Genomic DNA, 16,192 nt, shown 5'->3' with positions numbered 1-16,192 from the left:
GAAAAATGAGTCAGTTACGTCCGGCAATTTTACTGTTGTTGCTGCTTACGCTTGTCACCGGCGTGGTTTATCCTTTGCTTACTACTGGTCTGGCGCAATGGCTGTTTCCGTCCCAGTCCAGCGGCTCGCTACTGGAGGAAGATGGCGTGGCGCGCGGGTCAGCACTGATTGGCCAGAATTTTACCCAGCCCAACTATTTCTGGGGCCGCCCTTCAGCCACAGGCGATAAACCCTATAACCCGCTCTCCTCAGGCGGCAGCAACCTGGCCGCCAGCAATCCGGCGCTGGATAAAGCGGTAGCCGATCGCGTCGCTGCGCTGCGGGCCGCGAACCCGCAGGCATCGGCTGCCGTGCCGGTCGAGCTGGTCACTGCCTCAGCCAGCGGGCTGGACCCGGATATTTCGCCGGAGGCCGCGCGCTGGCAGGCGCCGCGTGTCGCCGCCAGCCGCAAGGTGCCGGTGGCGCAGGTCGAGGCGCTGATTGAAAAGATGACGCATCGTCCACTGATGCCATTCCTCGGCACACCGACAATCAACGTGTTGCAGCTGAATATGGCGCTCAACGAACTGTAATGGTGTTAAGGAAGCGATGAACCACGAACCCCAGCGTCCCGATCCCGACGCGCTGCTGCAGGCTAACCGCGAAACGCATCGCGGGCAGCTGAAAATTTACTTTGGTGCCTGTGCTGGCGTGGGCAAAACCTACGCCATGCTGCAGGAGGCACAGCGGCTGCGTGCGCAGGGTCTGGATGTGCTGATTGGCGTGGTAGAGACCCACGAACGGCCGGAAACCGCACAGCTGCTGACAGGATTAACCCTGCTGCCGCGTCGCGCGACCGGCCGCTCGCGTCATGCAGAGTTTGATCTCGATGCCGCGCTGGCCCGCCATCCTGCCGTCATCCTGATGGATGAGCTGGCGCACACCAACGTTAAGGGCTCGCGCCATCCCAAGCGCTGGCAGGATATCGAGGAGCTGCTGGAAGCGGGCATCGACGTCCTGACCACCGTCAACGTGCAGCATCTTGAGAGCCTCAACGATGTGGTCGGCGGCGTCACCGGCATTCAGGTGCGCGAAACCGTGCCCGATCCCTTTTTTGACAGTGCCGACGAAGTGGTGCTGGTCGATCTGCCGCCTGACGATCTGCGCCAGCGATTGAAAGAGGGCAAAGTTTATATTGGCGATCGTGCTGAGCGCGCCATCGAAAACTTTTTCCGTAAAGGTAACCTCTTCGCCCTGCGTGAGCTGGCGCTGCGCCGCACCGCCGATCGGGTAGACGATCAGATGCGCGCCTGGCGCGATCAGCAGGGACGGGATCGGGTCTGGCACACCCGCGACGCTATCCTGCTCTGTATTGGCGACGACAGCGGCAGTGAAAAGCTGGTGCGCACCGCAGCCCGACTGGCGGCGCGACTGGGCAGCGAATGGCACGCGGTCTATGTTGAAACGCCCCGGCTCAACCGGCTGCCGGAAGCACGGCGACGGGCCATCCTGCGCACATTACAGCTGGCACAGGAGCTGGGCGCGGAAACCGCCACCCTTTCTGAACCGGATGAAGCGGAAGCGGTGCTGGGTTATGCCCGCGAACACAATCTGGGCAAAATCGTCACTGGCCGTCGCCCACTCCGGCGCTGGCGGCGTGACAGTTTTGCTGAACGACTGGGCCAGCTTGGCCCGGATCTCGATCTGCTGGTCGTGGCGCTGGATGAGCCACTGAAAGATGCGCCGCATCCGCTGCCGGATGGTCGTGTTAACAGCGAAAAATGGCGCATTCAGCTGCGCGGCGTGATGATGGCGCTGGTGCTCTGCATCCTGGTGACCGCAGCCGGGCAATCGGTGCTGATCAATTTCGATCCCGCCAACTGCGTGATGATCTACCTGCTGGCGGTGGTGATCGTGGCACTACGCTATGGCCGCTGGCCGTCGGTGATCGCCACGGTGATAAATATCGTCGCCTTCGACCTCTTCTTTGTGGCCCCCACCGGCACGGTGGCGGTCTCCGACCTGCAATACCTGGTGACCTTTGGCGTGATGCTGGCGGTCGGCGTGATTGTCGGGAATCTTACGGCAGGCGTGCGCTATCAGGCGCGGGTGGCGCGCTACCGCGAGCAGCGGGCGCGTCAGCTCTATGAGATGGCGAAATCGCTGGGCAGCGCGTTGACACCGCAGGATATCGCCGCCACCAGCCAGCGTGTGCTCGACGCCACGCTACAGGCGCGCTGCCTGCTGCTGCTGCCCGATGAGCAGGGCGAGCTGAAAGCGGTGGGCGATGCGTTACCGGCCAGCGAGCCGGATCGCGCGATTGCTAAATGGAGTTACAGCAAAGGCCAGCCTGCAGGCGCGGGCACCGATACCTTACCGGCAGTGCCTTATCAGATCCTGCCGCTGAAAAGCGGCGCGCAGTGCCGGGGATTGCTGGTGGTGGAGCCGCAGAACCTGCGTCAGCTGATGATTCCTGAGCAGCAGCGGCTGGTGGAAACCTTTACGGTGCTGATCGCCAATGCCCTGGAGCGGATGGCGCTGTCTCACAGCGAGGCAGCGTCCCGTCTCTCAGCTGAGCGTGAACAGCTGCGCAATGCGTTGCTGTCGGCGCTGTCACACGACCTGCGCACCCCGCTGACCGTACTGTTTGGTCAGGCAGAAATGCTGATGCTTGACCTGGCCAGTGACAACTCAAAATATGTGCCGCAGGCCAGCCAGATTCGCGAGCAGACGCTCAGCACCATCCGGCTGGTAAGCAACATGCTGGATATGGCGCGCATTCAGTCGGGCGGCCTCAATCTGCGGGAAGAGTGGCTGGCGCTGGAAGAGGTGATTGGTGGGGCATTGAGCAGCATGGCACCCTCGCTCAAGGGGCATGAGGTCCAGCTCGACCTGCCGGATGACATCGTGCTGATCAAAGGGGACAGCACGCTGCTGGAGCGGGTTTTCACTAACCTGATAGAGAACAGCCTGAAGTATGCCGGTAATAGCGCGCCACGCGGCATCCGCGCCTGGCGTGCAGCATCACGACTGGAAATTGCGGTCTGGGATGGCGGACCCGGCATTGCCGAAGAGGATTTAACCCGGATATTCGATAAGTTCTGGCGCGGCAATAAAGAGTCGGCGGTGCCGGGCGTCGGGCTGGGTCTGGCGATCTGTAAAACCATTATCGAGAGCCATGGCGGCCAGATCTGGGCCGAAAACCGGCCCGAAGGTGGCGCGGCATTTCGTCTCTCGCTGCCGCTGCCGCCCGCCCCTGAAATTTCTGACGAAGGGCTGAAATAACTTCACAGTGGATCAGTTATACTGCCGGTCCTGTTTGATTATTCGTGGGATTGTATGGAACGTTTTACCGAAAACCTGATGTATGCATCGCGCTGGTTGCTGGCTCCGGTTTACATTGGACTTTCGCTGGGATTACTGGCGCTGACCATTAAATTTTTCCAGGAAATTTTCCACCTGCTGCCCAACATTTTCAGCATTGCGGAAAACGATCTGATTCTTCTGCTGCTCTCACTGGTGGATATGACGCTGGTTGGCGGCCTGCTGGTGATGGTAATGCTGTCGGGTTATGAGAACTTCATCTCTAAACTCGACATCGACGAAGACAAAGAGAAGCTGAGCTGGCTGGGCAAGATGGACTCCGGCTCGCTGAAAAACAAAGTCGCTGCCTCCATCGTTGCCATCTCGTCGATTCACCTGCTGCGGGTGTTCATGGAAGCGCGTAATGTCGAAAACGACAAACTCATGTGGTACGTGATTATCCACCTGACCTTTGTGCTCTCTGCCTTTGTGATGGGCTGGCTGGACAAAATGTCGCGCTACGATAAAAAGTAAAATATCCCCCTGGTGGCCCGCTGACGCGGGCCTCTGCGTTATCCTTTCCGATCTGTTTTCCCTGAACGACCTGCTGGCTGCGACGCCGGACGCGTGCCCGCCAGTTGCGGCATCACCTCTTTAATCATCGCAAAAAAGTGTTGCAGCCTGGCCGGGTAGTAACTCGCCCAGGGATAAGTCAGCCACACCGGCAGCGGTGGTGCCTGCCACGCAGGCACCAGCTGAACCAGGTCGCCATCGGCTAAATCTTCCTGTACCGCCCAGGAGGAGACAATTGCCGCACCCATGCCCGCCAGCGCCGCTTTGCGCACCGCATATAAACTGTCACTGCTCAGCCGTGGCGTAATCGCCAGATTCACCGGCTGGCCATCGTCAATCTTTTGCAATGCCACTTCGTTACGGTAAAAACTGGTGAGGGCCAGCCATGGCAGATCACGCAGCTGTTCAATCTGCGCTATGGGCGGATACTGTGCCAGCAGGTGCGGGGCCGCCACCACAATGCGCGGCACTTCGGCCAGCAGAACCGCCACCACCGAGGGATCGGTTGGCGCACCGACCTGAATGGCGCAGTCGACATTCTCGGCCATAAAGTCGGGCGTGCGATCGTTCAGCATCCACTCAATATTGAGCCGGGGATAGCGATGCAGATAGTCCACCAGTGGGGCGATCAGCTGATCCTGGCCAAAGGCGTGCGGGGCACGAACCCGCAGTGTACCGACCGGATCGGCACTGGCGCCGGTCAGCTCATCTTCCAGCGTATGCCAGGTCGCCAGCAGCTGCCGTGCCTGGGCGTAGCAGCGTTCACCATCATCGGTGAGTTTTAGCGCATGCGTGGTGCGCAGGATCAGCTTCAGCCCCAGCCGCTGCTCAAGGGTCTGCAGCCGACGACTGACGGTAGGTTGTGTCGTACCCAGCTGGGCCGCGGCGGCCGATAAGCTGCCACTCTCGACGATACGGATAAAGGTCTGCATCAGGTCGATGCGATCGCTGCTGTTAGGATTGTTCATACGTACCACGCATAACGGTTTTGCCTGATATCAGTCTACCGCGTATAACCGCGATGCGCTTTAATGGTTGTACGAAATGAAGAGGATTACAGCATGTCAGCCATATCAACCCAGACTCAAAATGAATCGCTCTCCACACCGCTGGTGTTTACCCTGGCCGCGGGTGCCGGACTCAGCGTTGCGTCGATTTACTACAGCCAGCCGATGCTGGATATCATCAGCAAACAGTTTAACGCAGGCATTGGCGCAGTCGGTATGGTGCCGATGCTGACCCAGGCGGGCTATGCACTGGGTATTCTGCTGCTGGCGCCACTGGGCGATCGTCATGACCGTCGCACCATTATCTTCATCAAGGGCTTACTGCTGGTGGCAGCGCTGCTGCTGTGTGGTTTTTCCGGTGGGCTCAGCGCGCTGCTGATTGCCAGTTTTATCACCGGCCTGACGGCTACGGTGGCGCAGGATATTGTGCCTGCATCGGCGGCGCTGGCCCCGGAACGCAGCCGGGGTAAAACGGTCGGCACGGTGATGACCGGGCTGCTGGTTGGCATCCTCTTGTCGCGGGTGGTCAGTGGGGTGGTGGCGGAGTATTTCGGCTGGCGCACCATGTATATGATTGCCGCGCTGGCGGTGCTGCTGATTACGCTGACGCTGTGGCGTGTGCTGCCGCGCTTCACACCGGGTACCTCGGTAAGCTACCCGCGCCTGCTGCTGTCGCTGGTGCATCTGTGGCGTCACCACCAGACGCTGCGCCGGGCCGCGCTGGCGCAGGGTCTGCTGTCAGTGGCCTTCAGCGCCTTCTGGTCGACACTGGCGTTAATGCTTAGCGACCGCTTTCATCTGGACAGTGCCGTTGCCGGAGCCTTTGGTTTAGCCGGTGCAGCGGGCGCCATGGCGGCACCGCTGGCGGGCAGTTTTGCTGACCGCATTGGTCCGGCAAGGGTCACGCAGGCGGGTGCCGCGCTGGTAACGATCTCTTTTGCGCTGATGTTCCTGCTGCCATTACTGCCCATGCCGGCGCAGCTGGCGCTGATAGTCGTCTGTACTATCGGCTTTGATTTAGGCGTACAGGCCACGCTGGTGGCGCATCAGACGCTGGTCTACGGCCTGGCCCCGGAAGCACGTAGTCGCCTTAATGCCCTGCTGTTTACCGTGGTGTTTATCGGTATGGCGACCGGTGCGGCGCTGGGCAGTCTGGCGCTGGCACACTGGGGCTGGAATGGCGTGGTTGCGCTCGCCACCATAGCTGGTGCAGCCGCTGTCGCGGTCCGCTTCGCCAGTCGTCACCTGAAAAACTGACACCTCGCCCGTCAAAAAATGTGCCAGGCTTATTCATAAACCCGAAATATTCTGGAGTGTTATGAACTTTTTAGCCTGGACAGCAGCGACGGGCGGCCTCCTGCTGCTGATGTCGCTGGCTTCCGGTTGGATTCACCGGGGGCCAGTCACCTCATTTGGCCTGTTTCTGATCGCGGGTATGCTGTGCGGCCCGTGGGGATTTGATGTTATCCACCTTGATATCGTTACCCATTCCGAAGCCGTGGCCCACATCACTGAAATCACCATGGCAGCCTCGCTGTTTATCACCGGTCTCAAGCTGCGTCAGCCGCTGCAGAACAACTGCTGGCACACCGGGCTGAAGCTGGCCTTTCCCGCCATGCTGCTCACCGTCGCCGCGATGACCCTGCTGGCACACTTCCTTGTGGGATTAGACTGGCCGATTGCGCTGGCGTTTGGGGCGATTGTCGCACCCACCGATCCGGTGCTGGCGAGCTTAATCTCGGTCAATGATGCGCAGGATGATGACTCGCTGCGTGTGGCAATATCCAGCGAGGCGGGCATGAACGACGGCTCCGCATTACCACTGCTGATGCTGGCGCTGCTGCTGTTCAATGGCGAAAGCCTGAATGGCGCGATGCTGGCGCACTGGGGCGCGGTCGAAGTGCTCTGGGCGATTGGCGGCGGTCTTATCATCGGTTTTGTGCTGGGGCAGTTGATCGGCATGCTGGCGACCCGACTGCGCAATGCCAATGGCGATGTCGCACCCAATGATTTTCTGGCGCTGGCGCTGATAGCACTGAGTTATTCACTGGTGGAGTGGCTGGGTGCTTCCGGCTTCCTGGCTGCCTTTGCCGCCGGGCTGGGATTACGCCGCGCAGAACTGGGCGTGTTCCGTCGTCATCAGCCGGATGATCTCTCTGACGACGAGCGGATATTGCCCTCTGAGGCGCTGGTGAATCCTAACATGCGTCTGGCGCATCAGGGCGGCACGAATATGGTCAAATCGATTGGGTTTGTAGTAGGCGACGCCCTCTCTTTTGGCGATACTATTGAACGTTTACTGGCGGCTGGCATGATGGTGGTGCTGGGCGTCACACTGGCGCAGCACTGGAACATCTACGGCGTGCTGATTGGCCTGGTGCTGTTTGCGGTGGTGCGACCGCTGGCCGTCTGGCTGGTAACAATGCGAGCCGGACTGCCGCTGGGGCAGCGTCTGCTGATTGGCTGGCTGGGCATCCGGGGGATTGGCAGTCTGAACTACATCGCCTATGCCTGGACGCACGGGATGCAAGGCCCGCAGATGGAAATTATGACCAATATGGCGTTAACGCTGGTGGTCTGCAGCGTGGTGGTTCACGGCACCACCGTGACGCCGCTGCTGAACTGGCGTCAGAAGCGCCTCGAAGCCCTTCAGCGCAAGGTTTAACCCGAACGAACAGGAGTTAAGAATGAAAGTAACTCAGATAGTGCTGCTGAGTATCCTCGCCACCGGCAGCGCGCTGGCGGCGGATGACACTGACACTGAGCAGAATGTTTACGCCAGTCAGTTATGCCACATCGTCAGCGGCGAGAAAAAGGTCGCCACTGCAGATCATTACGTTGAGCAGATGAAATCGACCGTGGCGGGCGGCCAGTCACCGTCGGCGATGAATCAGCCCGAATTCGACGAAGAGTCTGCGCGTGAAGTGGCCAGTGCCTGGCTGCAACTGGGGGACGATGAGCGTGCCAAACTGCGCGTCAACGAACAGCAGTGTGAACAGGCCGTGATGGCGCAGTTCCAGCAGGAAGATTAACCAGACGGAATGAAATAAAACGCGCCTGCCGGGCGCGTTTTTTTATGGCTTTTCAGGGGCTGTTGCGTACATAATCGCCAGCCAGTGCACCAGACTTGCATTTGTTCATACTTCTTTAGCCTACCGCAACGGTTTGCTGACATTTCGGGCTTCACACAACAGGCATTATGATTACGCGTCGACGCTTTATTCTCGGCACGGGAGCGCTCGGGCTCTCCATGACCACCGGCAAATTATTTGCCCGCGATGACATTATTCCCCTCTGGCCGGATGATCCGCCCGGCGGCGGCGGCCCATCCGGCCAGTTAAATATTAACAGCACCGGTTCCTGGTCAAATATCGTCAGTCCGGCCATTCAGCGCTTTAAACCGGAAAACCCCAATGGTGAAGCCGTATTAATCGCTGCAGGCGGCGGTTATCGCTGGATCGGTATGGGCCGCGAAGCCTGGCCGGTGGCGCGCTGGCTCAATGCCAGTGGCTATACCGCCTATGTGCTCAGCTACCGGTTGCCGCATGAGAAGTGGCAGGCGGGACGGCTGGCACCGCTGCAGGATGCGCAGCGTGCCATCCGGCTGGTGCGATCTTTTGAGCGCAAAGTGCATGCACTGGGCTTCTCGGCAGGTGGACATCTGCTGGGATTGGCGGCAGCGCGGCCAGATTTTGCATCGTATCCGGCCATCGATCCGCTGGATGAAGTGGTGCCGAAAGTCGACAGTGTTGGCCTGATCTATCCGGTTATTACCCTGGAAGCGCCTTATCAGCACACTAATACCCATCTGATGATGGTCGGCAAAAATGCCACGCCGCAGGATGAGGCGAACTGGTCAGTGCAGAACTATGTCACCCGGCAATATCCGCCCACGTTTCTGGCGCAGGCCGAGGACGATCACACCTCAAATCCGTTTAACACCGAGCTGATGCGCGACACCTGTCGCCGCAACCGCGTGCCGGTTGAGCTGATTCAAATCAGCAAAGGCGGACATGGATTTGGTCTTGGCAAGGCGGGCACGCCCGCGGCGTTATGGGATCAGGCGTATGTTAAGTGGCTGGAAAACCTCCGTCAGGTTGCATACCTGGGCATGCACGACTCATCCCTGTAACCCTTCCCCTTGCGACTGACGTAAAAAAAGCCGGCATTCGCCGGCCTCGCGACAGTAGCGATTTTCAGGATTGAAGCGACACAGGTTAAAGCTTGTGTGCAGGCAGAGGCCGCCTGATTAAAACTGATAGGTCAGGCCCATAGCGATACTGTCTTTCGTCGAAATGCCGGTGGCACGCGTAAAGTCGTTTTCCTTCAGCAGGTTAATGCGATAGTCCACGTAGGTCAGCATGTTCTTGTTGAAATAGTAATAGGTGCCCACCGCAATATATTTCTGCATCGTCTGACTGCCCCCGGCAAAATTTCCTGCGCCCTGCAGGTTTTCGCCACGCTGCGTGACAAAACCGACTGAAGGGCGCAAACCGTTCAGGAACTGGTACTGCGCAATTGCCTCAACGTTATGGGTTTTGTCAGCGACCTGTGCCAGCTGTCCATAAGGCGTAACGTCACTGGCTTCGCCATACATGCCAGCCAGATAGATCTGGCTGGCATCATATTTTGCAGAGGTTACCCAGGCGGTGGCATCGTCTCCCTGACCGTCAGCTTGCTGAGTCAGCGTCCGTTTTGCTTTCATCCCTGCCGCCGCAATGCTCAGTCCATCGGTAATGTTGTAAGTCAGGCCAGCACCGTAACCATCCCCGTTAGCCAGTCTGGCGGTTGCGCGGTCATTTTTCCCTTGATACTGCAGGGTTAGATTTAATCCACCCCACTCCGGAGAGTGCCAGGTCGCGAGGCCGGTTGAGCGTTTTGACAGGAAGTTATCGTTAGTGGTCATGGTGCCGGAACCGTAGACCGGTGCCATATCCGTATAGGCGGAGGCGGTATACAGTACCCCAAAGCTACGGCCATAATCGAACGAGCCGAAGTCGACCATTTTCAGACCTGCAAAGCCTAAACGTGTGGCATTCCCCGTTTGCGCGTCGCTACCGCCTTCACTGTGATTCAGCTGGAAATTGTATTCCCATTGACCATAACCGGTAAGCTGATCATTAATTTGCGTCTCACCTTTAAAACCCAGGCGTGCATAAGAGTTGTCGCCATCTTCTGCAATATTATCTGAGAAAACATGGCGCGCATCGACTTTACCGTACAGGTCGAGCTTATTTCCATCTTTATTATAAATTCCAGCGGAGCATGCAGAGAATGAGACCATAAAAAACATTGCATACGGCGCGGCTGTTTTTATTTTATTGTGCATATCATCTGCCCTTTTCAGTTAGCTGAAGCATGAGGAGGTTACCGCTCAGGACGGTATTTATTTCAATCTCACATTCGTATTGTTTAATCGCTAAATCATGAAATGGTGATATCGGCCATAAAGGTTATGGCCATTTTTTATAATGACTTTCCCTGGTGTTATTACATTCTGGTAGCGTATTTCCTGGTGATTTTTTATTAAAAGGCTAAGTCAGGTATATCGCTTAATACGGTTTGCGCGCCCGCATCAATATATTTTCGGGCAAGAACCGGGTCATTGATCGTGGCAATCGCGAATTCAATACCTGAACGGGCCAGTCGCGCCAGGTCTTCGTCTGTCGCGAAGTCACCCAGGAAATGCAGGATCTGGCAACCTGTTCTGGCGAGAAGCGCCGCGGGGTCTTTCGGCGGGACGCAAACCGCCAGCCCGCGGGGTACGTCAGGCATAAGCCGTGCGGCAACCTGCAGCGAAATCTCAGAAAAACTGCTGATGAATAATTTCTTCTCGCTTGCTGGCCACAGTGATTTCAACTGAGCGATCGCAATCTCCGCCGTCTCCACTTCCTGCCCGGAGGTGGGTTTGATTTCCAGTTGTAGCCCGACGCCTTTATCCAGTACAAAGCCGACTGTTTCAGCCAGTGTAGGCACTTTCACGCCCCTGAAAAGGTGGCCGTAACATACGCCAGCCTCCAGCGACCGGATCTCATCCAGGGTCAGATTCGCCACATAGCCTTTGCCATTCGTTGTCCTGTTTACGGAATCGTCATGAATAATGACCGGGTGCATATCTTTGGTGAGTTTGACATCCACCTCTATCCACGTTGCGCCGTGTTCCACCGCCGCCAGAAACGAAGGTAGCGTGTTTTCCGGTGCCAGTAGCGGTGCTCCCCGATGGGCAATCAGACGGGAGTTCACTACACGTGCAGGGTGTTTTTGGGTCGACATTATTGGCGTTACCTTCAGTTAGGGTTATATCGCAGGTCTACCTGAGCAAAACCTGGTTAGAAAATTCGGTTCTGACTTCATCACCCAGCGGTTTAGGCATGAACTGGGTGCCATGGATACGCTCTTTGCTGTTAATCAGTCCGGCATCACGATTTACGTCTTTGTTTTGAGGCGTAATGCCATAAACCTGCTGAAACAGCCGTTGGGTGGTGGGCAGCGTCAGCCAGTGGATAAACAGCAACGCTGCCGCTTTATGGGGGGCGTTTACAGGTATCGCCACCATATTTCCGCCGCCGGGCATGCCGAAATCGGGGATATAGAGCCGGATCGTTTTCGGGACTTCACCGTGGTTTTCTAATCCCACCAGATAATCTTCCCAGGCGGGGACCAGCAGGAATTCACCGCTGACCAGCCGGGTGACGCTGTCGGCGTTGGAGGCCGTAATGATGTAGTTGGGGCGCTGCTGTTTGAACCAGTTCCAGGCCGGCTGCAGAGCCGTCAGGCTTTTTAGATCCGCATCGCCTTTCGTGAAATCAAAACCCGGTACCCGTGTGCGCGTCACCGATTCAATAAAGGCCGGGCCGGATCCGCCGTTTTCAACGTTGAAGCCAAACTCCTGACGATGACGCTGCAGAAAGGCCGTAATCTGCGGCAATGTTCGCGGTAACTCACTTTCTTTCAGGCGGCGCGAATCGTAGGCCAGACCGGTCTGGTTGCCCCAAAATGCCACGCCATAGCCTTTACTGTCCGTTCCCTCAATGGTGTAGTTCAGGGTTTTGCCTGCCGGCAGCAGTGTATTAATCGGGCCAAAAAACGTTTTCTGAGGTGATACGGTCCCGAATGCCCCGCCGCCAATCGAAAACAGATCAATGTCACCCGTATCCCGTCCCCGGTCTGCCATGAGTTTATTAATATTACCCTGTAGTGTGCCTTCAGACAGGGTAACGTTAATACCGTACTGTTTTTCAAACAGGCTGACCTGCTCTTTTAAACGGTCCTGGTAATACCATTGATACCAGGTTAATTCCCCTTCTTTTTTCGCCTGTTCGACAATCTGTTCCCAGTTCATCGTAGTTAAATCCTGAGCCTGGCTACAGAAAGCCCCGGCCAGCAATAATATTGCAGCAACGAATCTGAACATATGTTTCCCCAATAACGCGAATTAAAGACTGTCAGCCTTTTCCTGCAAAGGCGGCGACAGGATTTCTTGTCAGTAATTTTTCTGCAATCAGCATTAAAATGACATTTGGCACAACCAGCATTAAAGAAATGACCGCCGCATTGGGTCGAATAAAGTTATAACCCAGATAAGAATAGAGAATGGCCGGGACGGTAATAAAATCGGGTGAGCCAACAATGAAACTTATGGCGAACTCTTCTATTGATAACGTAAAAACAATAATTAGTGCGGCAAATATTCCCGGCCTGATGGTGGGCAGGCAGGCGACTAAAAAACGGTTTATCACCGAAGCGCCCATATCCCGTGCCGCATCAAGCGTGTCCTGGCGTATCTGCGAACACGACAGGGTGAGAATGCGCACGGCATAAGGCATCAGGATAATAATATGCCCCAGCAAAATGCCGCCAAACCGGCTGTGAATGCCCGCCACGTTAAGCAACATGGAAAAAAACAGTGCCACGACAAAGCCCGGAACGATAAGCGGCAATAAGATCGCATTCTGTAAAAAATGTTTGCCCGTAAACGACATTCTGCCAAACGCCCACGCGGCAGGCAGAGACAGCATCAGCGTGCAGACCGAGACGGTTGCCGCCAGTAAATAGCTGTTCCTGAGCGCCTGCGGTAACGCGGTCGTGGTCCAGACTTCCACCCAACGGCCCAGTGAGACAACCGGCGGCAGCGCATCTGGCCATGCCCACGGATGGGTTTTATCGACCAGTGACCACAGGACGGTCAACATAAAGGGAATGACCAGCCACAGCATAAACAGGGCGGTGATAATGATCATCATGACGATTCGCAGCGGGGATAAGGTCTCTCTGGCTTTCATGATCGCTGTTCTCCGGCTTGTTGTAGCCACTTCGCCAGGGCGGCAAGCACGACTGCACCGACAAAAGCCGCCAGCATTAAAATCACGGCGACAACCGCGGCAAGATTCCAGCCCTGGGCGCTGATTTCGGGGAAGCGCAGCATGTATTGCGAAAGAGAGAACACGCTGGTCGGCCCCGCAACGACCTGGAATGAAAAGTCACCTAATGCACCGATGAAAATCAGCACCAGCGACACCTGAACGGACTTGATAGATAAAGGCAGAATGATCTGTAACAGCCGGGCAGCTCTGCCGGCACCCAAATCCCGCGCGGCATTAAAAATTTCGTCACCAATCGCGCGCAGGCTGCCGGTAATAATCAGCAGCGCATAGGGAAGCTGTTTCCAGACCTGCAAAATAATCACGCCCGTTCCCCAGCGGTCATTTTGCATCCTGATGGGGTGAGAGATGATCCCCAGTTTAAGTAACCCCAGGTTAATAAAACCCTGCCACGAAATCAGATTGATAAACAGCAGCGCGGCAACCAGTCCGTGCACCATCAGCGGGGCTTTAAGCAAACCGCCCATCAGCATTGAGCCGGGAAAGGGTTTTCTCAGCCACAGTGCCAGCGGGAGCGCCAGCGCGACGGACAGAACGGCACTGATGACGCCAATTTTGAGTGAATAGCCTGTCGCGCGCCAAAGCTGACTGTCGTTCAGGATGGTTTGCCAGTACTGAAGTGTGAAATGCGCCGGCGCGCCAAAATTAAACAGACCAACGGACTGCGCCAGCGCCATGATGACAATCAGCACCAGCGTCAGCACGACCGGCGCGACGGCAGGCAAAACCAGCAGCCAGCTAAGCCTGTTGCGGTTGCGCATTTTCATGAACAGCTTTCCTGTAAAAAACGGATTCTGTCTGGCGCAATGGAGAAGTTAACCCGATCACCTTCCTGTATGGTGTTTTTGCCGACTAACTGGATACACCACTGATAGTCTGTTTCTTCATGCCCAATCGGATGAACCTGGAGTTCAGAAATATTGCCAAGAAAACTCACGGCACCGATCTCAAAAGCCCGGGTGTTTTTCCCCGTATCCTGTTCGCTCAGCAGGGCATCCTCAGGACGCCAGAAGGTATAGACCTTGTCCGAGACGGGCGGCTGGTGACTGTGTATTTCCATTTCGCCCATGACACACGCAATACGATAAATACCGCTGCTGCTATCTCCGTCCAGTACGCGGGCTTCCATCACGTTAGCCTGACCGACAAAACCGGCGACAAAGCGGTTTATCGGGGAATAATAGATCTCATCCGGCGTACCGATTTGTTCGATCTTTCCGGCATTCATGACCACCACAACGTCAGACATCGACAGGGCTTCTGCACGGTCATGGGTAACATAAATGGCGGTAAATCCATGGGAGCGCTGAAGCTGTCTGATCTCCAGTCGTACCTTGTCCCGTAATTTGGCATCCAGATTTGACAGCGGCTCATCAAACAACACGATTTCCGGACGCACGGCCAGCGCTCTGGCAAGCGCCACGCGCTGCTGCTGACCGCCGGATAACTGCGCCGGCAGTTTAGGCAAATGCGCATTGAGTGATACCTGAGCAGCGGTCTGCGCTACGCGATCGTGAATATCCGTTTTTGCCATCTTCATCTGCCTGAGGCCAAAACCGATATTTTCAGCAACGGAAAGGTGAGGAAAAAGCGCATAGGACTGAAAGCACATCGCCGTGTCGCGATGTTCAGGTTTGACATGATGCATGTCCTGCTGGTGGATCAGTACTTCGCCACTATCAAGACTGTAAAAGCCGGCAATGACTTTAAGCAGCGTGGTTTTGCCACAGCCAGAGGGGCCAAGCAGGGAAACAAATTGCCCTTTTTTGGCCTGCAGTGAAATGCCGTTCAGCGCGACAAAATCGTCAAATGTCAGCATGGCATTGTGGATTTCTAGCGTGTTCACGTGGTCTGCTCCGTCATAAAATGCCAGGGATTTCTTAATTAATGCGATGCGCATAATAATCAGGCGTAGTGAATTTAAGCAATTTCAGAGAGGTTAAGAATTTATTAAGTTTTTAAAACCTATATTTAACAGGTTAATGTAAGGTTTATTTGAAATCGTATGTTTAACGCGCTAATTATTTTAATGCATTATGATTAATATTAAGTTCAGAGGGTTAAGATGCTCTGGCAGAGCGCGCACAGCGGGCAGGGCAGCGGGGAGACGCTGTCCTGAAATGCAGTGATAAGGTAAGTCCGGGGCAATGCGTGGTCAGGCAGGCGTAAATCGAGGATAAGGGATAAACCGGGCAGAAAGGCGGTTCATTTCGGGCGTGCCGACACTCACATGTGTGCTGCTTTTTTCCTGTGTGCCGGCAAGATGCGCATCCAGTCCCGCCGCTTTACAGAGGGCATAGCCCGCAGAAACGTCCCACATGCTGCTAAAACATTCCTGATAACCGTCGACGTAACCCAGCACGCTAAAGGTTAAACCGACGGTGGCACAGCGATAGCGCACAACATTCCAGCCGTCGTCCCGATAGGCCTTTTCAATACAGAGCTGATGGGTGAAATCCCATGATGGACTGTCGCCAATCGCCACGGTTTTAAGCCCCCCGGCGATCACAGGCCGTTCAAAGGGTTCACCATTCAGATAAACACCTCTCTCTTTGCCGCCGCTCAGCATGAGGTTTAAAACGGGATGGACGATCACGCCCATAACCGGCTCGCCATCCTGCACATAGCCAACAGAAATCCCCCACAATGACGAGCCGCGCAGGAAGTTACTGGTCCCATCAATAGGATCAACAGACCAGTAGCTGGCGCTGAGCTCACCGCCATACTCTTCACCGATAACAGGATCCTGTGGGAAATGATCTCCCAGACGCTGCCGGATCAGATTTTCCACTTCCCGATCGGCTTCACTGAAGACATCCTGCGGCCTTTTTTCGCAGACCTCTAATTCACTCAGCTGTCTGAAATAGTCCAGAGCCAAAAGTGAAGCCTCTTGTGCGATACGTTCAGCAACCTTTAAGCGCGTTTCCATTGTTTACCTGATGCATAAAA

At 56.0% G+C, this 16,192-nt stretch carries 15 protein-coding genes; 7 read left to right on the top strand and 8 right to left on the bottom strand.

The window, feature by feature from the left end:
- Positions 1-5 precede the first annotated feature (5 nt).
- From kdpC to Q7C21_RS10775, 3 genes are read left to right on the top strand one after another with little or no spacing between them, the layout of a single operon-like run.
- Entirely contained in the window at positions 6-572 is a 567-nt protein-coding gene (kdpC, locus tag Q7C21_RS10785) for a potassium-transporting ATPase subunit KdpC (RefSeq protein WP_039661149.1), read from the top strand.
- Positions 573-588: 16 nt separating this feature from the next.
- The gene (gene kdpD, locus Q7C21_RS10780; RefSeq protein WP_110410937.1) at positions 589-3,264 is read left to right on the top strand and encodes a two-component system sensor histidine kinase KdpD; all 2,676 of its coding nucleotides are present in this window, start codon (positions 589-591) and stop codon (positions 3,262-3,264) included.
- A 54-nt stretch (positions 3,265-3,318) separates the two neighbouring features.
- The gene (locus tag Q7C21_RS10775) at positions 3,319-3,816 is read left to right on the top strand and encodes a TIGR00645 family protein (RefSeq protein WP_003852093.1); all 498 of its coding nucleotides are present in this window, start codon (positions 3,319-3,321) and stop codon (positions 3,814-3,816) included.
- Between the two features lie 38 nt (positions 3,817-3,854).
- Here the strand turns inward: Q7C21_RS10775 and Q7C21_RS10770 are convergent, their stop codons facing one another.
- The gene (locus Q7C21_RS10770; RefSeq protein WP_105099945.1) at positions 3,855-4,823 is read right to left on the bottom strand and encodes a LysR family transcriptional regulator; all 969 of its coding nucleotides are present in this window, start codon (positions 4,821-4,823) and stop codon (positions 3,855-3,857) included.
- A 93-nt stretch (positions 4,824-4,916) separates the two neighbouring features.
- On the opposite strand from Q7C21_RS10770, the gene Q7C21_RS10765 reads away from it, so the two are divergent.
- From Q7C21_RS10765 to Q7C21_RS10750, 4 genes are all read left to right on the top strand, one after another.
- Entirely contained in the window at positions 4,917-6,119 is a 1,203-nt protein-coding gene (locus Q7C21_RS10765) for an MFS transporter (RefSeq protein WP_008926326.1), read from the top strand.
- Between the two features lie 61 nt (positions 6,120-6,180).
- Positions 6,181-7,527 carry a sodium:proton antiporter gene (locus tag Q7C21_RS10760; protein WP_078805108.1) on the top strand — a complete coding sequence of 449 codons (1,347 nt, stop codon included), beginning with the start codon at positions 6,181-6,183 and terminating at the stop codon, positions 7,525-7,527.
- Between the two features lie 22 nt (positions 7,528-7,549).
- Positions 7,550-7,894 carry a hypothetical protein gene (locus Q7C21_RS10755; RefSeq protein ID WP_008926325.1) on the top strand — a complete coding sequence of 115 codons (345 nt, stop codon included), beginning with the start codon at positions 7,550-7,552 and terminating at the stop codon, positions 7,892-7,894.
- Between the two features lie 167 nt (positions 7,895-8,061).
- Positions 8,062-8,994 carry an alpha/beta hydrolase gene (locus tag Q7C21_RS10750; protein WP_003852102.1) on the top strand — a complete coding sequence of 311 codons (933 nt, stop codon included), beginning with the start codon at positions 8,062-8,064 and terminating at the stop codon, positions 8,992-8,994.
- Positions 8,995-9,111: 117 nt separating this feature from the next.
- On the opposite strand, the gene Q7C21_RS10745 is transcribed toward Q7C21_RS10750, so the two are convergent.
- The 7 genes from Q7C21_RS10745 to Q7C21_RS10715 form a co-directional block, all read right to left on the bottom strand.
- On the bottom strand, positions 9,112-10,191 hold the full coding sequence (locus Q7C21_RS10745) for a porin (protein WP_375150717.1): 1,080 nt from the start codon (positions 10,189-10,191) through the stop codon (positions 9,112-9,114).
- Positions 10,192-10,388: 197 nt separating this feature from the next.
- Positions 10,389-11,135 carry a glycerophosphodiester phosphodiesterase family protein gene (locus Q7C21_RS10740; protein ID WP_003852105.1) on the bottom strand — a complete coding sequence of 249 codons (747 nt, stop codon included), beginning with the start codon at positions 11,133-11,135 and terminating at the stop codon, positions 10,389-10,391.
- A 37-nt stretch (positions 11,136-11,172) separates the two neighbouring features.
- Positions 11,173-12,276, bottom strand: a complete 1,104-nt coding sequence (locus Q7C21_RS10735; RefSeq protein WP_033743318.1) for an extracellular solute-binding protein — start codon at positions 12,274-12,276, stop codon at positions 11,173-11,175.
- 31 nt (positions 12,277-12,307) lie between these two features.
- Positions 12,308-13,144, bottom strand: coding sequence for an ABC transporter permease (locus Q7C21_RS10730; protein WP_105099948.1), 837 nt, complete (start codon positions 13,142-13,144; stop codon positions 12,308-12,310).
- A complete protein-coding gene (locus Q7C21_RS10725; protein WP_008926322.1) occupies positions 13,141-14,010 on the bottom strand; it encodes an ABC transporter permease in 870 nt (289 codons plus the stop codon). Before Q7C21_RS10725 ends, Q7C21_RS10730 begins: the two co-directional genes overlap by 4 nt.
- Positions 14,007-15,143 (bottom strand): ABC transporter ATP-binding protein, encoded by a 1,137-nt coding sequence (locus Q7C21_RS10720; protein WP_050556837.1) that lies wholly within the window; start codon positions 15,141-15,143, stop codon positions 14,007-14,009. The genes Q7C21_RS10725 and Q7C21_RS10720 overlap by 4 nt, the downstream gene beginning before the upstream one ends.
- A 255-nt stretch (positions 15,144-15,398) precedes the next feature.
- On the bottom strand, positions 15,399-16,172 hold the full coding sequence (locus tag Q7C21_RS10715) for an inositol monophosphatase family protein (protein WP_008926320.1): 774 nt from the start codon (positions 16,170-16,172) through the stop codon (positions 15,399-15,401).
- Positions 16,173-16,192 lie beyond the last annotated feature (20 nt).

Origin of the sequence: Pantoea sp. ANP04 (assembly GCF_041982285.1) — a bacterium.
Taxonomy (GTDB): Bacteria; Pseudomonadota; Gammaproteobacteria; order Enterobacterales; family Enterobacteriaceae; genus Pantoea; species Pantoea eucalypti.
This window is presented reverse-complemented; position numbering and strand designations above follow the sequence as displayed.